This is a genomic window from Cylindrospermopsis raciborskii Cr2010 (assembly GCF_003367075.2).
GTDB lineage: Bacteria > Cyanobacteriota > Cyanobacteriia > Cyanobacteriales > Nostocaceae > Raphidiopsis > Raphidiopsis raciborskii.
In genome coordinates, this window is sequence record NZ_CP065936.1 from 1,474,357 (window position 1) to 1,492,674 (window position 18,318).

15 protein-coding genes and 1 pseudogene are annotated in these 18,318 nt (G+C 39.4%); 10 read left to right on the forward strand and 6 right to left on the reverse strand.

What is annotated here, in order from left to right:
- Window positions 1-109: 109 nt before the first annotated feature.
- The 3 genes from C6N34_RS06750 to C6N34_RS06760 all read left to right on the forward strand — a co-directional run bounded on the left by C6N34_RS06750 (window position 110) and on the right by C6N34_RS06760 (window position 1,670).
- Entirely contained in the window at window positions 110-304 is a 195-nt protein-coding gene (locus tag C6N34_RS06750) for a hypothetical protein (RefSeq protein ID WP_115538603.1), read from the forward strand.
- A 13-nt stretch (window positions 305-317) separates the two neighbouring features.
- Entirely contained in the window at window positions 318-1,451 is a 1,134-nt protein-coding gene (locus tag C6N34_RS06755) for a DNA-methyltransferase (protein ID WP_236107458.1), read from the forward strand.
- 72 nt (window positions 1,452-1,523) lie between these two features.
- The gene (locus tag C6N34_RS06760) at window positions 1,524-1,670 is read left to right on the forward strand and encodes a hypothetical protein (RefSeq protein WP_181884031.1); all 147 of its coding nucleotides are present in this window, start codon (window positions 1,524-1,526) and stop codon (window positions 1,668-1,670) included.
- On the opposite strand, the gene C6N34_RS06765 is transcribed toward C6N34_RS06760, so the two are convergent.
- Together C6N34_RS06765 and C6N34_RS06770 are read right to left on the reverse strand one after the other, a co-directional pair.
- Window positions 1,652-3,250: a bifunctional pantoate--beta-alanine ligase/(d)CMP kinase gene (locus C6N34_RS06765; protein WP_115538604.1), complete on the reverse strand. Its 1,599-nt coding sequence runs from the start codon at window positions 3,248-3,250 to the stop codon at window positions 1,652-1,654. The genes C6N34_RS06760 and C6N34_RS06765 overlap by 19 nt on opposite strands.
- A 143-nt stretch (window positions 3,251-3,393) precedes the next feature.
- Window positions 3,394-4,476 carry a septal ring lytic transglycosylase RlpA family protein gene (locus C6N34_RS06770; RefSeq protein WP_057177891.1) on the reverse strand — a complete coding sequence of 361 codons (1,083 nt, stop codon included), beginning with the start codon at window positions 4,474-4,476 and terminating at the stop codon, window positions 3,394-3,396.
- A gap of 1,006 nt (window positions 4,477-5,482) precedes the next feature.
- On the opposite strand from C6N34_RS06770, the gene C6N34_RS06775 reads away from it, so the two are divergent.
- From C6N34_RS06775 to lysS, 4 genes are all read left to right on the forward strand, one after another.
- Window positions 5,483-7,489 carry a glycoside hydrolase family 10 protein gene (locus C6N34_RS06775; protein WP_115538605.1) on the forward strand — a complete coding sequence of 669 codons (2,007 nt, stop codon included), beginning with the start codon at window positions 5,483-5,485 and terminating at the stop codon, window positions 7,487-7,489.
- A gap of 60 nt (window positions 7,490-7,549) precedes the next feature.
- On the forward strand, window positions 7,550-8,365 hold the full coding sequence (locus C6N34_RS06780; RefSeq protein ID WP_115538606.1) for a TlyA family RNA methyltransferase: 816 nt from the start codon (window positions 7,550-7,552) through the stop codon (window positions 8,363-8,365).
- Window positions 8,362-8,826: a DUF29 domain-containing protein gene (locus C6N34_RS06785; RefSeq protein WP_057177894.1), complete on the forward strand. Its 465-nt coding sequence runs from the start codon at window positions 8,362-8,364 to the stop codon at window positions 8,824-8,826. The genes C6N34_RS06780 and C6N34_RS06785 overlap by 4 nt, the downstream gene beginning before the upstream one ends.
- A gap of 82 nt (window positions 8,827-8,908) precedes the next feature.
- Complete coding sequence (lysS, locus tag C6N34_RS06790; protein ID WP_115538607.1) at window positions 8,909-10,471, forward strand: lysine--tRNA ligase; 1,563 nt, start codon at window positions 8,909-8,911, stop codon at window positions 10,469-10,471.
- 86 nt (window positions 10,472-10,557) lie between these two features.
- Here the strand turns inward: lysS and C6N34_RS06795 are convergent, their stop codons facing one another.
- The 4 genes and pseudogenes from C6N34_RS06795 to C6N34_RS06810 form a co-directional block, all read right to left on the reverse strand.
- Window positions 10,558-11,931, reverse strand: coding sequence for a D-alanyl-D-alanine carboxypeptidase (locus tag C6N34_RS06795; protein WP_115538608.1), 1,374 nt, complete (start codon window positions 11,929-11,931; stop codon window positions 10,558-10,560).
- A gap of 241 nt (window positions 11,932-12,172) precedes the next feature.
- A pseudogene (trxA, locus tag C6N34_RS06800) lies at window positions 12,173-12,493 on the reverse strand (thioredoxin); the annotation flags it as partial.
- 294 nt (window positions 12,494-12,787) lie between these two features.
- Window positions 12,788-13,951 (reverse strand): GuaB3 family IMP dehydrogenase-related protein, encoded by a 1,164-nt coding sequence (locus tag C6N34_RS06805; protein ID WP_115538609.1) that lies wholly within the window; start codon window positions 13,949-13,951, stop codon window positions 12,788-12,790.
- Between the two features lie 85 nt (window positions 13,952-14,036).
- Window positions 14,037-15,095, reverse strand: a complete 1,059-nt coding sequence (locus tag C6N34_RS06810; protein WP_115538610.1) for a sulfate ABC transporter substrate-binding protein — start codon at window positions 15,093-15,095, stop codon at window positions 14,037-14,039.
- Between the two features lie 315 nt (window positions 15,096-15,410).
- Here C6N34_RS06810 and C6N34_RS06815 point away from each other — a divergent pair, with 315 nt between their 5' ends.
- The 3 genes from C6N34_RS06815 to cysW are packed head-to-tail and all read left to right on the forward strand — an operon-like array spanning window position 15,411 to window position 18,232.
- Window positions 15,411-16,487 (forward strand): sulfate ABC transporter substrate-binding protein, encoded by a 1,077-nt coding sequence (locus tag C6N34_RS06815; RefSeq protein ID WP_115538611.1) that lies wholly within the window; start codon window positions 15,411-15,413, stop codon window positions 16,485-16,487.
- Between the two features lie 25 nt (window positions 16,488-16,512).
- Window positions 16,513-17,388, forward strand: coding sequence for a sulfate ABC transporter permease subunit CysT (gene cysT, locus C6N34_RS06820; RefSeq protein ID WP_057177901.1), 876 nt, complete (start codon window positions 16,513-16,515; stop codon window positions 17,386-17,388).
- Entirely contained in the window at window positions 17,375-18,232 is an 858-nt protein-coding gene (gene cysW / locus C6N34_RS06825) for a sulfate ABC transporter permease subunit CysW (RefSeq protein WP_006278420.1), read from the forward strand. Before cysT ends, cysW begins: the two co-directional genes overlap by 14 nt.
- Window positions 18,233-18,318 lie beyond the last annotated feature (86 nt).

Below are 18,318 nucleotides of genomic sequence, written 5' to 3' on the forward strand. Positions count from 1 at the left end.
TATTCCTATAGACAGAAGACAAAGTTTTTATTACCAGGTTAATATTATATTTAACCAGAACCCTAACCTATCATTACAAAACAAATAACCAAAGGGGGATCTAAAACAATTGGTATTCATCGAACCAGAACCCACCCAATTCCTGCCACTACAGCAGCAACTATACCCAGACCCTAACCTACCCACTGAAAATCCTGGTTTCGCCATCCATCCAGTTACCGGAGAATGGCAAGATGTGGATGGCGCTGTAGGGAGATTAGATTTGAGAGTGTACCTCTGGACAATGTGGAACCCTATCCCCTGAATGGCCAGCAATCATGGCAAGTATATGGGGAGAACGTAAGGGCTTTAAGCGTGCAATGGCAAGCCTCACCCAACTTACGTTCATGTTTAATTCCAATTTTATGCTTATAAATATGCCATTACAAGAAATATCACACTTTAAAAATAAAATTATCTTTGGTGATAACTTATCTGTTCTTAAACAAATAGAAAATGATACTTTTGATTTAATTATTACCTCACCTCCATATTTTCAGCAGCGTAATTATGGCAATGGTGATTTAGAAATCGGTAATGAATCCACAGAAGCAGAATATTTAAACAATATACTAACTGTTTTTCAAGAATGTGTAAGAGTTTTGAAAAGCACAGGAGCAATAGTTTTTAATTTGGGAGATAAATATATTAATGGAAGTTTATCCCTCATACCTTATAAATTTGCTATTCAAGCTACTGAAAATAATAATATTTTTTTGATTAATCAGATTACTTGGTCAAAACTTAACCCTACACCACGTCAGGATAAAAAAAAGTTAATACAAGCTACAGAACCTTTTTTCATATTTGCTAAATCTAAAGATTACTATTTTAATCTAGATAATTATTTACAACATTTAGATACATTCAATAAAACAGCAAAAACTAAACCATCAGATAAATTAGGTAAAAAATACCTGGAATTAATTAAAAATTCTGACTCGAGTGCAGAACAAAAAGCAAATGCCATTAAAGCATTAAACGAGGCAATTTCAGCAGTGCATAATGGCGACATTGAAGGATTTAGAATGAAAATAAACGGCGTGCATAAATTGGCTTATGGTGGTCAAAATGGAGGTAGAAATAACCAAATCAAAAATAATGGATTTACTATTATTAGAATTTTAGGAAATGCCATGAAAAAGGATATTATAGAAAGTCCGGTAGAAGTAACTAAAAATAATCATCATCCAGCAGTTTATCCTTTATATATTATTCAGGAACTTATTAAGTTATTAAGTAAAGAAGGAGATTTTGTCCTTGATCCTTTTTGTGGTAGTGGTACAACTTGTTTAGCAGCTAAAAATTTAAATCGTCATTATTTAGGAATTGAAATCAATCCTGATTATGTTAATCTAGCTAATAGTCGTATGGCAGAATCTAATTTTCAACAACAGGAATTATTTATATAAGCAGAAGTTTTGAATGTTAAAAATATCGGTTCTAGAATAGAATCGGTAAGGTTATTTTTTAAAAACTTCACCATGGCTAAACACTTTAACACTGCTGTTACATCAATTACAGTGGCACCCGTTATCAAAGTTATGTCCCTATTCAAAAGACAAGGTGTGCTTAGGCGATCGCTTCAACTCTATAATAGAAGCAATCAACGTTACAGGTATAAGTTATGATAACAATCCACAATTTTCGCCGTTACCTCCTCCGCACTGAGTCCATCAGTTTCTATTTCTAACGCGTCTGACGCTTTTCTCAAAGGGGAAATCTTTCTGGTGCTATCTTTTTCGTCCCTTTCCTGAATCTCTTGCTTCAACTGCTCTAAACTCACTTCGCCTCGCCCCTGTTTAATAAAGTCTTGCTGGCGACGACGGGCCCGCTCCTCTACTGAAGCTGTAAGAAATATTTTTACTTCCGCATCAGGAAAAACATTAGTACCAATGTCTCTCCCTTCAGCGACTAAACCCCCTTTCTCACCCCATTTTTGCTGTTCTCTCACTAGGAACTGACGAACCGCACTTTGACCAGATACACCTGATACTTTTGCTGTTACTTCTCCACTGCGTATCTCTTTGGTAACATTATGATTGTTTATCCATACCTCTAGCGGAATTTCTGGATTTTCCGTGGCAATCAGTTCTATTTTACACTCTCTCGCTAAACAGGCGATCGCCTGTTCATCTTCAGGATCAGTGCCGGTTTGTAACACTAACCAGGTTATGGCTCTATACATAGCTCCTGTATCTAAATACACTAGCCCTAACTGTGTTGCCACTTGTTTAGCTACAGTAGATTTACCAGCACCAGCGGGACCGTCAATGGCGATAATTGGTTGTCTAGTCTTCACATCAGATAAAATTGTGTTGTCAATTAGTCTTGTATTACCAATGCGGGCTGCGATCGCCAACATTCCTTCTTCCTGAATTTCGTTTAAAGGCATTAGTGTACTTGGTTCAACTAATTCAATATATTCCACGTAGATATTCGTAGATTTTGCTATTTCAGCTTGGACTATTCCTAGAAGCTGATCACTATGGCGAATACCAGATTTGAAAGCTGTCTTGGCTTCAACTAAGCTTTGATGCAATAAGACAGCTTGCTCTTTTTCGGTGTCAGTCAAATACTGATTACGAGAACTCAAAGCTAAACCTGAAGCTTCTCGTACTGTTGGACAAGCAACAATTTCTATAGGAAAATTCAAGTCAGCCACTAGGCGTTTAATAATAGCTAGTTGCTGACCATCCTTGTTTCCAAAGTAAGCTCGATCTGGTTGTACCACATTAAATAGTTTGGTGACAATAGTCGTCACACCTTGAAAGTGTCCTGGTCGATAACTAGCACATAAACCGTTAATCATACCAGATGGAGGCAAAACTTGTGTAACCTGATTTTCTTGTTTGCCAGAAATTCCCATTTCTTCAGGACTAGGTGCAAAAATAACATCTACTCCCGCTTGTTCACAAAGTAATTTATCCTGATCTAAAGTCCGAGGGTAACGTTGATAATCTTCCTGAGGTCCAAATTGAAGCGGATTAACAAAAACACTGACTACTACCGTATGGTTTTCTTCTCTAGCCCTTTGAATTAGGCTTAAATGACCTATATGAAGTGCGCCCATGGTAGGCACTAACCCAACAGGAGTAGGAAACCACTGAGCTTGTTCACTCAATAATTGAGTATTATTTTTATTATTTGTTTGCTGACGACGCTCCTGTAGGCAACATCGTAAACTTGATATAGTTGTTAGTACACGCACAAAATTCCTTTAAAGTGTTCTGGTATAGCTGATAATCTCCAATGAAAAAACCTGATCTCCGAGCCAGGGAATTGAATTCCCTGGCCACCTCCGGAGCTATGCCAAGGTATGGATAAGTGCACAGGTAGAGTCGAGGAAAAGTATTATCTACCTAGAACCTCAATCCGTACTGCAGCAACACCACTACTAACCATCCCTAAGATTCGGGCGGCGCCCACAGAAAGGTCAATAACTCGACCACCTATATATGGTCCACGGTCATTAATTCGCACCACTACGGAACGACCATTGTGAGTGTTTGTGACACGAACTTTTGTCCCCAGAGGTAAACTGCGATGGGCTGCGGTCATGGCCTCCGGATTAAATCTTTCCCCGTTGGCCGTCTTTCTCCCAGCCCAATCATAACCATACCAGGAGGCCATACCTCTAAAGTTGATTCTGATCCCACCAATAGCAACTTTTTGGGGGAGTTTGGGTATAGATATATTTCCTGGCTTGGGTAAGTTGGCAATTTCCCTGACCTCAGCTGTTTCTCCCAGAATTTTTCTCAAATGATTGGTTGCTTGTAAGGCATCCTTTGCCAGATCGTTTGTACCATCTGCTAACCGGGTGGATTCATTGATTTCCACCAGCTCTTTGCCGTCAAATCTAATTGTATAACCTGGATTTACTGAAGTGGGTACACTTTTATTCCCACTCGGACGATTGTTGGTAGAATATTTCCCTTTGGGATTCCAACTGACGGTAACTTGTCTACCGTCTGCACTGTCTAGCACTAGCTGGTTAATTTTCGCTGCTACTAAGCTGGCTCTATATACTGGGTCATTGACCAAAATGGATCTGGGAGACTCCTTCGCACCCCTAATACCGCCCCCGCTGGTAATTTGGGGTGACTTACCGGTGTTTACGTTGCCGTATTTTACAACTTTACTACTCCCCACCTTTGTTTCTCCGCGAGAACCCAAAAAGGTGAGAACTGGAGTATTTCGGATGTAAAGAGTTGCTGCTTGACGACCCTGTAGGCTATGTGGTTGAATTCTGGTCACACCCTCTAGCTCAGGTTCCCGTGTTGGGGACTGGTACTCTCCCACTTTTACCGCATCACCTTTGGTAGATGCTTGTTTAATTGGGGTACTCCCCTTAGCTGTTTGAGTAAAACCCATTGCAGGTAGGCTCGCAACAGATAGAAACACGGCAGCAGTAGTCCACAAATTTTTTTGATTCATGAGTTTGTTTTTAAAGCGACTCTAGAACTTTTGTTTTTTTTACTTCTTGATGTCCTTGTGTCTTTTACCAGGTTTTGGTAACCGAGAGGACAACGCGAAATCGTTCCGTTTTCACTTTTGATTTGTAACCCGATTACACTAACATGAATTTTTGGGATTGGGGATCAGGGATTTACCGTAGGTCTGGCTTTGTTGCTTCCTGTCATTATTCTCTTTTTTCACTCCAAACCTTTTGTAAATCAGCTTTTTGGACGTGTAACATTTTTTTTCAAATGGTAAATAATTTTTTCTTAGGAAGCCATATTAACCTGCTCTTAGCTGACTGGGCTAATATCTTGATCGTTAAATCCGACAATAATTCCCCATACAGTAGTGAGAGTTATATTTGAAACACAAGTTTTATAGAGTATTTAGTTATAAAAAATATGCTTTGATAGAAATCTACGTACTATTTTGGTGGTTATATTCCTGTAAAATACCATAAAAGTCCCATCTTAACTGGCTGGTGGATTTATGGTTCAGTAAGAAAAATGTGATTTAAATGATATAAAAAGTACATCAATCTGATAAAATGTAAAGTATAAAAGTATTTGGAATGATTAACTAAATATATTGATAAGAAATTAATAGCAGTATACATAAGCCGTATTAACGGATTAAATAATACTAGTGGTGAAATAGCCAAAAAATCAGCTCAATCTTAATTCGTGGTTTTTAAGGTAATAAAAGTTACTTCGTTTTTATAAGATTTACTTTATCTATCAAATATATTGATTAAAACCAGGTATTAGCTTGATAGTAACTTTCTATATGCAAAAATTTGGTGTATTTTGTTTGTTTTATTGAAATAAGTTAAAATATGTGTTTTACAATTAGTGCAAAGTCAGTTACCTTTTACATTAGTTTATGTATTTATTAAGTTAGCATTAATGTTGGCTTAGTATGTGGTTCGCATGTAAAGTGTATAGTATGGGATAGATATATTAGTGGGCTTGAGCTAAAAAAAATGGTATCTAACACTACATCATTCAGAGATATTGAAAATCATTGGGCAAGTTTATTCATTCGCGCATTAGCCCAAAGGCGAATTCTCAATGGCTACCTTGATGGTACATTTCGCCCAGATAACCCCGTCAGTCGTGGAGAGTTTGCAGCCATGATGGGGGCGATTATCAACTTACCAGTAAAAAGGGAATATATAACGTTTAAAGACGTTCCGGATAACTACTGGGCTAGAAATGCGATCAGAAGAGTATATGAGACAGGAGTGATGACAGGTTATCCTGATCAAACTTTCCGTCCCAATGATAGGGTGTCCAGAGCCGATGTATTAGTTGTTATAGTTAATGCTTTGGGAATTGCCAGTCAGTTTTCCCCCGAACTGGTGGGTAGACTGGCACAGGCCTATGAAGATGCAGCAAATATTCCCAGTTATGCCATTAATTCTATTGCGATCGCATCTGGGAATAGTTTAGTAGTGAACTATCCGAATATCAAACTACTGAACCCCCAAAGTGGAGCGACTCGTGGAGACGTGGCGGTGATGATGTATCAAGCCCTTGTGTACTTAGGTAGAGTGCAAAAGATTAATTCACCATATATTGTCACACTACCTTTAGGGGTCAAGACTGTAAAGGTGAGTCACCAGAGGGAATTTCGGGGCGCCTGGATAACAGTAGTCTGGAACAGTGATTGGCCATCTAAACCGGGATTAAGTGTGGAGCAGCAGAAAACTGAACTACTGGAAATCATCAAACAACTGCAATCCTTAAACTTCAACGCTCTAATCTTGCAAGTACGTCCAGAGGGAGACGCGGTGTATGCTTCCCCCATAGAACCATGGAGTGCTTGGATTACAGGAACTCAAGGCAAAGCTCCCGAACCGATTTACGATCCCCTGGAATTTGCCATTGAGGAATGCCATAAGCGTAATATAGAAGTTCACGCCTGGTTTAATCCCTACCGAGCAAAAACCACCACCAAAAGTGGATCTAATGTTAGTCCCCATATAGCCATAACTAATCCCGAAGTGGTTTATAGATGGGGTAATCAGTTATGGATGGATCCTGGTGCCAAAATTGTTCAAGACAGAGCTTATAATGTTATTATTGATGTACTAACTCGTTATGATGTAGATGGTATTCATCTAGATGATTACTTTTACCCCTATCCCATATCTGGTCAATCATTTCCCGACGAAAAGACATACAGTGCTTATAAAAATAGCGGTGGTAAATTGAGTGTGGAAGATTGGCGAAGAGAGAACGTCAATCAAATGGTGTGGAGGTTATCGGAAGGCATTAAAAAAATCAAAGCCCATGTAAAATTTGGCATTAGTCCCTTTGGTATTTACCGTCCGGGACAACCAGCAGGAATTGTGGGTTTAGATCCCTATAGCGTTCTGTATGCTGATTCAAAAAAATGGTTACAGGAAGGTTGGATTGACTATTTAGCACCTCAGCTATATTGGCGGACAGATCAAACACAACAAAGTTATGAAACCCTGCTAAAATGGTGGACAGAAGTCAACACTAAACAGCGACATATTTACGCTGGTAATAATATTGGACAACTAGATGGTAAAGTATGGAAAAATTCAGAAATTGAAAAACAAATTGTCATTTCTCGCAACCTGGCTGAAAATTTTTCCCTAGGGAATATCTTTTTCAGCATGAAATCCCTAGCGGAAAATCGTCAAGGGATTGGGGATCAATTTAAACAGGTGTATTACCCTCGTCCTTCCATCGTTCCTACTATGTTATGGAGAAATCAAACACCTCCACCGCCTCCTCAAAATATAACCTTTCAAGATGGAAAACTAAATTGGCAAAGGGGAGATAATAGATCTGTACGCTCTTGGACTCTCTATCGTCAAACTGGGGATACCTGGATAATACAAAGAATTTTATCTGCTGGTACTACTTTTGCAACTGTACAACCAGGTAATTATGCAGTATGTGCGGTAGATAGACTGGGTAATGAGAGCTTAGGTGTGACAATTACAGTTTCGTGAACTGAAGAGAGATAAAAAAGGGTAAAATATGTAATTTACCCTTTGTGTTGGATTAAAAAAATGAAAGAAAGACTAGACATATTATTACTAAAACTAGAACTATGTGTTTCCCGTCAGCAAGCTCAAAGACTAATTCAAGCTGGGGAAGTAATGGTCAATCAACAAATAATAGATAAACCAGGAACAGAAATAGACATAAGTGCGGAAATTCAAATTAAAGAGCGTCCCCCCTTTGTTTCTCGTGGGGGTGAAAAACTGGCCAAAGCAATAAAACTGTTTGAAATTTCTGTGAGGGAGCGCATTTGCTTAGATGGGGGAATTTCCACGGGAGGTTTTACCGATTGTCTATTACAAAATGGTGCCAAACAGGTGTATGGTATTGATGTTGGTTATGGACAGGTTGACTGGAAAATCAGAAATGATGGTAGGGTGATTTTAAAAGAAAGAACAAATTTACGAGAATTACAACCAGAACAATTATATCTAGGGTTAGATAGCTTTGCTGATTTAGCAGTTGTAGACGTTTCTTTTATTTCTCTTAGTAAAGTTCTACCTGCAGTTTGGCGTTTAACTCAAATACCAAAAGAGGCGGTGTTATTAGTCAAACCCCAGTTTGAAGTTGGCAAAAATCGTGTAGGTAAAAAGGGAGTAGTACGGGATGCTAAAGACCATGCCCAGGCAATTTTCCAGGTTTTACAAACCGCTTTACAACTGGGATGGAATTATAGGGGATTGACTTTTTCTCCCATCACAGGACCTGCGGGGAATATTGAATATCTTTTATGGTTGAGCATGATAGGTGAAGTCTCCCAACCGGAGTTAATAACCATCGAGGAGCTAACTAAAAAAGCAGTAAGGGAGTTAACTACTAAATGAGCAATAGTTCAAATATAAGTTCAAATATAAAATCTCTCCATGAAGAGAACTATCAATTGTGGTTAGAATCAACCATTGACAATTTAAAACAGGGCAATTTTGACCATATAGATATTGACAACTTAATAGAAGAGATTTCCGAAATGGGCGGTAGTTTAAAAGATGCCTTAGAAAACAATTTAATTGTGATTTTAGCCCATTTACTCAAGTGGCAATATCAACCCCAAAAGCGTTCTGGTAGTTGGAAAGCTAGTATTAAAGAACATCGACGCCGAATTAATAAATCTATCCAAAAACACCCCTATTTAAAAAAATATTATGAGAAGATTTTTTCAGAATCCTACCTCCCCGCTGTAGATTGGGCCATGGAAGAAACTGGATTATCACCGGAAACTTTCCCATCCCAGTGTCCTTTTACCCCTGAACAGGTGTTGAATGACCAATTTTTGCCCGGAGACTAATGATGAAAAAAGATGAGCAATTGCTATCCGATAAATATAATATAGGTTACAATAGGAAAACTGTAAAAAAATAGAATGTCAAATGTTTTGGGCTGATAAAATCGCTGCTGATGCACAAGGTTACCAGGTAGTTAATGATTCTAAAACCCCTTCAGGAAGGGTTCACGTCGGATCATTGCGGGGTGTAGTTATCCATGACGTTATTTACCGTGCCTTGAAACATGCAGGTAAGCCTGTAAAATTCACCTATGGTGTGGATGACTATGACGCTTTAGATACGGTGCCCAAATATTTAGACCGGGAAAAATTTAAACCTTATTTGGGTTTTCCCTTGTGTAATGTCCCTTCTCCTGGGGAAGGTGCGCCAGACTATGCTAAATATTTCATTGGTGAGTTTTTTGAGATTTTTGAGTATTTAGGAATCCAACCAGAGACCTATTTCCTACGTGATTTATATCGTTCTGGTAAAGTTAATTCCCATATCAACATCTTTTTAAAAAATGCTCACCTGGTTAGACAAGTGTATAAACAGGTCAGTAAAGCAGATCGTCCAGAAAACTGGTACCCTTTTCAGGTGATTTGTGAAAATTGTGGCAAGATAGCTACCACTGTGGTTACAGATTATAACGGTTCCGAGGTTTTTTACACTTGTCAACCGGACTCCACTAATTATGTTCAAGGTTGTGGTCATTCTGCTTGGGTGTCTCCTCTTAATGGTAATGGCAAATTACCTTGGAAGGTTGAATGGGTAGCCAAGTGGGACGTTTTGGGTGTAACTATTGAAATGGCCGGTAAAGACCACTCTCAAAAAGGTGGTTCTAGGGATGTGGCTAATGCCATTTGTCGTCAAGTTTTGGAGAAACAACCTCCCTTTCATTCACCTTATGAATTTATTCTTGTCAATGGCACAAAAATGAGTTCTTCTAAGGGTGTGGGTTCTAGCGCTAGGGAAATTGCTAATTTATTACCACCTGAGTTATTAAGGTTTTTAATGTTAAGAACTCAGCCAAGAACGGTTATTAATTTTGCCCCCAATTATGAAACCATTACTCGACTGTTTCGGGATTATGATACCTTAATTAGTAAGTATGAGGTTAATCCTGAATTAACTGAAGAGTTAATGTCTTTATTTTATGCTCAACTAGGGGATGAGGTGAAGGTTTTTCAGCCTTTTGATTACAGCACATTAATTTCTTTGTTGCAAATCCCTCGGTTAAATATTCAAGATGAAGTTGTGCAACGTAGTGCTAATTCTTTAACTGAGTATGACCAATTTATTGTCAATCAAAGAATTGCTTCAGCTCAAAGATGGTTAGAAGATTATGCGGATGAGGAAGAAAAGTTAGTTTTGTACTTAGAACAAGTGCCAGAAAAAGCCCGTGGGTTAAGTTCAGAACAGGTAACTTATATTCAAAAGTTAGCTGAAAATCTGGAATGTGCTACCCCTTGGGAAGCAGAAGCATTACAAACCGTGATTTTCTCCACTACTAAAGAGTTAAACATCCCTCCAGCGGATGCTTTTAAAGCCTTATATCTGGGATTTTTAAACAAGGAAAAAGGACCTAAAGCAGGGGGTTTATTCTCCTATTTGGAAAAATCTTTCGTTATTTCCAGATTACAAGAAATCACAGCCTTATACCATTAGGTTCTTTCCGTGATGATTTCTGCTGTTTTTAAAAACAGATTCTAGCTATCCATACTCTATGGGTAGCTTAGATTAGTTAGGAGTTTTTAGCACAATTTTCGTAGGGTTCTATTTTGGCAGGTGTAGTGAACTTTATACATGACTTCATTGCGATTGGGTGATCCCAAGGAGAGTACGGATTTATTCCCCGAATGAGGGGTAAGAGTCTTGGGAAAAATATTATATGTTGCCAACTGCTTAGCCAGTTGTTGTAAAAGCTTGTCCTGTTCAGCTCGAAAACTAGAAACTTGATTACCACGATTGATAATTGTAAACCACACTAAACCGCGATCGCGTGTAGGAAGCACCCCAGCCAAAGCACTAACATCACTGAGAGTGCCAGTTTTCATGACAGTAGCATTTGGCATATTCCGATGCTGCATTGTTCCGCGATTATCTAATCCAGAGGTAGGAAACAAATCAGCTAAGCTCAAATTACTCGCCATTGCTTCTCGCTGAAGTGCCATAAACATAGCAGCAACTGCTCTGGGAGAAATGCGATTTTCCCTTCCTAGTCCAGAACCATTAATTAATTGAATTTCTGACTGAGGAACCATAGCCAATTGAGATGAGATGGATCTAACCACATCTGCACCACCTATATACTGCGATAACATTTCAGCTATTTCATTATTACTATACACATTCATCTCTTTGATGATTTGATGTAGTGGTAAAGAAAGATGACGTATTAATAAAGTTTGAGGTAGTAGTTGATTGTGGCGAGATGGTGGAGCGACCTTTATGGCACCATTAATTACCAGTTGAGGTTTCAATGTTCCCTTAGGCATAATAGAATGCTGGTAGGTTAAATTACGGTTCCAAGTTTTGTGATTGAGGGCTTGTTTAAAGATTTGACCTGCTACATTGGGATTGCTAGAGAAATTCATCGCAAACTTGCCACTAACAACCAAATTACCCTTTATCTGTTGAATACCCATTTTATTTAAAGTATTACCAATAGCAATAGCTTCTTCCCCCACAAACATAGGATCGCCACCACTACTAACAACTAAGTCACCATTGACCACCCGATTAACTATAGGACTAGTAATACCAACTAGTGTTTGAAACTGATAATTGGGACCCAAGGTTTTAAAGCTCGCTAAAGAAGTAGCTACCTTAGTTAGGGATGCAGCAGGTAGGGGTACAGTACCTTGGTGATTGGCCATTAATATGGGACCTGATTGTAGCCAAATTCCCTGATGACCGACTAAATTGGGCTCGATTAACTTAGAAGATACTAACCCTTGAAGATATTGCCTTGTGGTCATAGCTCCTACCAGACTTGGATCTGGGGCAATCACAAAGCCCGGACTGGTTTGTCCTGCTAGTGTTTCTAGAGCGCTGACAGGTTGAATTTTAATTCCCGCTAAATCCAGCCAAATAGAAATTAAACCTGAACCCAATAATTCCAGCATATTTAATTCCCTTACATTAGAATATGTAATATAATCTTATATTCAATAGATTAATATATAGATTTCCTGGGCAAGAAGAACGCGCCCAGGTTGAAATTATAGCTTTTTTTTGCCAAGTTTGCAACAGTGTGGATTTAGACACCACACCCACAATCCACCTTTACCCCTGCTCTGTACCCCTTTGCTCTGTTTCGAGTATCTTTTCCACAGTTTTAGACAAAGTGGATTTTTGCTCTGTTTCGAGTATCTTTTCCACAGTTTTAGACAAAGTGGTTTTAGGTACTGCACCTACATGGGAATCAACCTTTTCTCCTCCTTTAAAAAATATCAGTGTAGGAATACTGCGAATACCATACTTACTTGCAACATCTGGGCTTTCGTCTGTATTGATTTTAACGACTTTCAGTTTTCCTGCATACTGTGTAGCAATTTCCTCCACCACAGGGGCAACCATACGACAGGGACCACACCAGGGGGCCCAAAAATCAACCAATACGGGAATTGGACTGTCAATAACTTCTTGTTTGAAAGAAGCGTCTGTAACTTCTAATGCTGCTGACATTGCTAAAAACCTTCATCTGATATAGTTGTGAGCTTTATGACAATTCTATCACACCTTGACATATTGGAGATTTGATCAGAGACTTTTGCCGAAAGTGCCTCATTTTTCCTTCTAAGATTCTAAGATCTAATAATTAAGAAACCGCCCGAAATAAAGTTCAGGCGGAGTGTGGTGTGAGGAGTGAACGGAAACATTTGTCTCCGCTATTTCTATTGTAAGCTACAGATATGGTTTTTCGCAGGTTTGTTGACAGTAGTGGCAAATTTTTTTTCCACAACCTAACTTAACTGACCTTTACTTACCCATACCCAGTTGTTGAGCTTTTTGATAAACCTTACCCTCTGTTAGTAAAGAAGGAGCAATTATAACTTCCACCTGTTGCATCTCTTTGAGGTTTTTAGCCCCTAGGGTGCCCATACTGGTTTTTAAAGCCCCTAACAGGTTATGAGTTCCATCATCCAGTCCAGCTGGACCTTTGAGAATTTGTTCTAGGGTACCTGTTGTACCAACGCGAATGCGAGTACCACGGGGAAGAACAGGACTAGGAGTTGCCATACCCCAATGATAACCCCGACCTGGCGCCTCTGCTGCTCTAGCAAAGGGTGAACCAATCATCACTCCGTCAGCACCGCAGGCAATACACTTACAAATGTCTCCACCAGTAATTAAACCTCCATCGGCAATAATGGGAACATATTTACCAGTTTCTTGATAAAAATCCTCCCTAGCTGCAGCACAATCAGCAACTGCGGTAGCCTGGGGTACGCCTACACCCAAGACACCACGGGATGTACAAGCAGCACCTGGTCCAATACCTACTAAGACGGCTGCAGCACCAGCTTTCATTAAGTTCAAGGTTACTTCGTATGTAACACAGTTACCTAAAATAACTGGTATGGGCATAGAATGGCAGAACTGCACTAAATCAAGTGGGGTGATGGACTCTGGTGAAATGTGGTCAGTAGAGACCACCGTGGCTTGGATGAAAAATAAATCTGCTCCACTTCTAGATACCACTTCACCATATTTGCCAGCTCCTGCTGGTGTAGCACTAACTGCGGCGATCGCACCCTGTTGTTTAATTTCCTGAATACGTTTTTCAATTAGTTCGGGCTTGATTGGTTCGGCATAGAGATCTTGCATGAGGGAAACAAACTCTTCTTTACCCACAGAGGCAATCTTATCCAAAATGGGATTTGGATCGTCATAGCGAGTTTGAATTCCTTCTAGGTTGAGAACCCCTAAAGCTCCCAACTCAGATAACTTTACAGCCATATCCACATCAACCACCCCGTCCATGGCACTGGCAATAATTGGTATTTCTCTTTCGATATTACCAATTTTCCATCTAGTATCCGCCAAACTGGGATCTACTGTTCTTTTACCGGGGACTAGGGCAATTTCGTCAATGCCATAGGCTCGGCGAGCCTTTTTTCCCCGCCCAAGTTTAATTTCCACTCTTGCACCTTTCTCAAATCAGTTTAAGCTAGGGTATCAAAATTAGGGGGATATTGGGGGAGGAAAAAACTATGAACATTAATAATTATCTTGCAGACTGGATTCTATCAAATATGGCACCATCGTCAAAGAATTTTTTCTGCACTGCATCCCAACCACCTAAATTGGACACTGTATAAAGCTTAACAATTTTGGGAAATTTACTGGCTACCTCTTTGGCTACTGTGGAATTAACTGGTCTAAATCCAACTTTGGCAAATTCCCTTTGTGCTTGTGGCGTAAATAAAAATTCCACAAATGCTTCCGAAACTTCACGAGTACCTCGTTTATCCACAATTTTATCCACTACGGTTACAGGACCCTCTATAGAAATATTCGTTGGTGGCACTGCGTAGGTTGTATCTGCTTTACCCTGTTGTGCTGCTAAAATTAGTTCGTTCTCATAATTCAGTAGTACATCTCCCTGATTCTTTTTATAAAATGCGTCACTTGCTTCTCTAGCATCTTTGGGTAACACTACTACATTTTTGAACACCTTCTGCACAAAGTCTAGGGCTTGTTTTTCATTACCTCCATTTCGAGTCACTGACCCCCATAAAGCTAAAAAGTTCCATCTTGCCCCTCCTGATGTTTTGGGATTAGCTGTGACTATTTTTACTCCTGGTTTAGTTAAATCTTTCCAAGTATTAATACCTTTAGGATTTCCTGCTCGTGTTTCTATGGCTACAACTGACCGAGTAACTATAGAGTTATTAGGTGCTTCCTTTTCCCACCCTGGGTTAATCAAACCTGCTTTTTCTATTCTCTTAGTGTCCAGTGCTAGTGCTAATCCTACTACGTCTGCTTGTAATCCATCAATCACCGCACGAGTTTGAGTACCGGAACCACCATAACTTTCTTTGATGATTACATCTTGACCTTTTTCCCTTTTCCACTTGGCTACGAACTCGGGAATAATTTTACTGTAAGCAGCTTTTGTAACTGCATAAGTTACAAGAGTAATCTCTACGGTCTTGGGTTTCTGACTAATTAACTTGTTTTGATTTGCACTTCCCGCCAATACGGGTAATACGGTGCTAACACCTAAAATAACCGCCAACACTGTATTGGTAGTTTTTAAAAACGCTACATTTTTGATAGACATGGTAACTTTTCCTCTGATTGTTGTAATCCACTGTAAGTTGATAGGCAATTTGTAATTAGCCTACTGATTGGACTCTATCAAACCGCTCACTCAAAATCAATAGTTAAAAGACTAAATATCTACCGTATAATCGGTGTATTTAATTAAATCATAGATTATAGCTTTATTATAAGTAATACTTATCTAATAATTTTCTAATAATTTTTTTGATCTAGTGGGCAACTTTTGTCCCTAACCTGCTAGAATCACCTCATTGTCTATCGTCAAAGTCAGGTTTTCTTTCCCATATTTTTAAAATTACCAAGGAGAACACAAATGGGTTGGGGTTGTAGATTACCCGTAAGCATACTGCGCGTAAAACCGACCAAGAGTTTTATTTCACCTTGCTTAATAGGTATATTTTTAGGTGTGGTGGTTAGTGGTTGTGGAGATAGGGGAACTAATTCCTCTAGTAAGAAAGAGGTGGAAATCACTTTAGTGTCCTTCGCCGTGACAAAGACCGCCCATGAAGCGATTATTCCTAAATTTGTGGAAAAATGGCAACAAGAGCATGGGCAAAAAGTGATATTCAAACAAAGCTATGGGGGTTCTGGTTCACAAACTCGTGCGGTAATTGATGGTTTACCCGCTGATGTTGTGCACCTAGCTTTGGGCTTGGACACTAAAAAGATTGAAAAAGCAGGTTTAATTCAACCAGGTTGGGAAAAAGAAGCTCCGAATAATGCTATAGTTTCCCAGTCTGTAGCTGCTTTGGTAACCCGCCCAGGCAATCCTAAAAATATTAATACCTGGGCTGATTTATCAAGGGATGATGTAAAACTAATTACTGCTGATCCTAAAACATCCGGGGTAGCACGTTGGAACTTTCTGACTTTGTGGAACTCAGTGATTAGGATTGGTGGTGATGAAGCCAAGGCTAAGGAATTTGTGAGCCAAGCATATAAAAATGTTCCCATTTTAACAAAGGACGCAAGGGAAGCGACGGATGCCTTCTTTAAACAGGGTCAAGGGGATGCTTTGATTAACTATGAAAATGAGATATTTTTAGCGCAGGAAAATGGAATGAAGGTTAATTACACAATTCCTGACGTGAATATTTCCATTGATAATCCCATTGCGATTGTAGATAGGAATGTTGATAAACATAACAATAGGGAAGTAGTGGAGGCTTTTGTTCAGTTCTTATTTACTCCCCAAGCTCAAGAGGAATTTGCCAAAGTTGGTTTTCGTCCAGTAAATACTACCGTAGCAAAAAGTAAAACCTTTGTAGATAAGTATCCTCCCGTTAAGACTTTGAGTACAGTGAAAGATTTAGGCGGTTGGGGAGCCGTGCAGAAAAAGTTTTTTGATGATGGAGCCTTATTTGACCAGATTCAAGCCCGGGGCAAATAGTTGAATCAATTATGAATTTAGAATTATGACCTTATCCACACCCACAGATGTGAGCAACTCCAACAGACCAGGTTTTGCCAGAACATTGTTAAATAGCGCGACTCGTTTATCTTGGACATGGCGAATTACTATTTTTTACCTGTTGGTCATGTTATTTTTACCCGTTTTGGCTATGTTTCTCAAAGCTGGTACGGAACCACCAACAAAGTTTTGGCAAATTGCTACCAGTGAAATAGCTTTAGCCACTTATAATGTGACTTTTATTACTTCCCTTTTGGCGGCGGCGGTTAATGGGGTGTTTGGAACCCTAGTGGCCTGGGTTCTGGTCAGGTATGATTTTCCCTTAAAACGAATTGTGGATGCCACCGTAGATTTACCATTTGCCTTACCCACTTCAGTAGCCGGTTTAACCTTAGCGACTGTTTACAGTGATAATGGTTGGTTAGGCTCTCTATTGGCACCTTGGGGAATTAAAGTTTCTTTTACTCGGTTAGGTGTAGGTGTAGCAATGGTATTTATATCCTTGCCTTTTGTGGTGCGAACTGTACAACCTGTATTGCAAGAAATGGAAAAGGATGTGGAAGAAGCTGCGTGGAGTTTGGGCGCTTCCCCATGGCAGACATTTATGAAAGTGATTTTGCCACCCCTATTACCGACAATTTTAACCGGAGTGGCTTTAGGTTTTTCCCGTGCTGTGGGTGAATATGGCTCCACAGTGATTATTTCTTCTAACACACCATTTCAAGACTTAATTGCACCAGTATTGATTTTCCAAAGATTGGAACAATACGATTATTCGGGTGCAACAGTAATAGGGGTGGTCTTACTGCTGATTTCCCTGGTTTTATTGGTGGCAATTAATTTATTACAGGCTTGGGCAAGAAGATATGACAACAAATAAATCACGACAAAAATCACAATATCAAAAACAGCAAAGTTGGGTACCATCTGTTTTAATTGCCATAGCAGTTGGTTATTTATTTCTGGTACAGTATATTCCAGCTATTAATGTTTTTGTTCAAGCCTTTATTAAAGGTGTTGAACCTTTCTGGAATAACTTAACCAAAACAGACTTTCTTCATGCGGCCTGGTTAACTCTCTTATTAGCAGTAATTTCCGTACCTATTAACGCTGTATTTGGTCTATGTGCAGCCTGGGCGATCGCACGGCATAAATTTCCTGGGCGTGCAATAGTTTTAAGTATTATTGACCTTCCCTTTTCCATTTCCCCCGTAGTAGCGGGTCTAATGATTGTTCTGCTATACGGGAGACAGGGATGGTTTGGAGGTTGGTTGCAATCCCATGATATTCAAATTATCTTTGCCTTTCCTGGGATGGTTCTAGCGACTTGTTTTGTCAGTATGCCATTTGTTGCTAGAGAAGTGATTCCAGTATTGGAGGAGTTTGGTAAAGATCAGGAAGAAGCAGCAAAAACCCTAGGAGCTAATGAGTGGCAAACATTTTGGCGTGTTACACTACCCAGCATTCGTTGGGGTTTACTTTATGGTTTAATCTTAACTAATGCCAGATCCATGGGGGAATTTGGGGCGGTTTCTGTAGTATCTGGAAACATCGCTAATACTACCCAAAGTTTACCTTTATTTGTAGAGGATGCCTATAAACAATATGAAACGGAGGCGGCTTTTTCTGCAGCAGTTTTGTTAGCACTTTTGGCAGTGGTCACCTTGGTGTTAAAAGAGATTTTAGAGCGCAAAACTCGTATTAAGGATGATGGGGAAAACTAGAAAACTAATTGTGGGATAGGCGTTCTTTCCCACCTTCACCTGGTTGACGGCTATAATTGACCAAATAACAGCAAATATATAGGCAT

Excerpts from the sequence above, each read along its gene's own strand:
- C6N34_RS06755 (WP_236107458.1), top strand. The coding sequence starts at position 318 with ATGGCAAGTATATGGGGAGAACGTAAGGGCTTTAAGCGTGCAATGGCA.
- C6N34_RS06760 (WP_181884031.1), top strand. The coding sequence starts at position 1,524 with ATGGCTAAACACTTTAACACTGCTGTTACATCAATTACAGTGGCACCC.
- C6N34_RS06770 (WP_057177891.1), bottom strand. The coding sequence starts at position 4,476 with ATGAATCAAAAAAATTTGTGGACTACTGCTGCCGTGTTTCTATCTGTT.
- C6N34_RS06775 (WP_115538605.1), top strand. The coding sequence starts at position 5,483 with ATGGTATCTAACACTACATCATTCAGAGATATTGAAAATCATTGGGCA.
- C6N34_RS06780 (WP_115538606.1), top strand. The coding sequence starts at position 7,550 with ATGAAAGAAAGACTAGACATATTATTACTAAAACTAGAACTATGTGTT.
- C6N34_RS06785 (WP_057177894.1), top strand. The coding sequence starts at position 8,362 with ATGAGCAATAGTTCAAATATAAGTTCAAATATAAAATCTCTCCATGAA.
- lysS (WP_115538607.1), top strand. The coding sequence starts at position 8,909 with ATGTTTTGGGCTGATAAAATCGCTGCTGATGCACAAGGTTACCAGGTA.
- C6N34_RS06795 (WP_115538608.1), bottom strand. The coding sequence starts at position 11,931 with ATGCTGGAATTATTGGGTTCAGGTTTAATTTCTATTTGGCTGGATTTA.
- C6N34_RS06810 (WP_115538610.1), bottom strand. The coding sequence starts at position 15,095 with ATGTCTATCAAAAATGTAGCGTTTTTAAAAACTACCAATACAGTGTTG.
- C6N34_RS06815 (WP_115538611.1), top strand. The coding sequence starts at position 15,411 with ATGGGTTGGGGTTGTAGATTACCCGTAAGCATACTGCGCGTAAAACCG.
- cysT (WP_057177901.1), top strand. The coding sequence starts at position 16,513 with ATGACCTTATCCACACCCACAGATGTGAGCAACTCCAACAGACCAGGT.
- cysW (WP_006278420.1), top strand. The coding sequence starts at position 17,375 with ATGACAACAAATAAATCACGACAAAAATCACAATATCAAAAACAGCAA.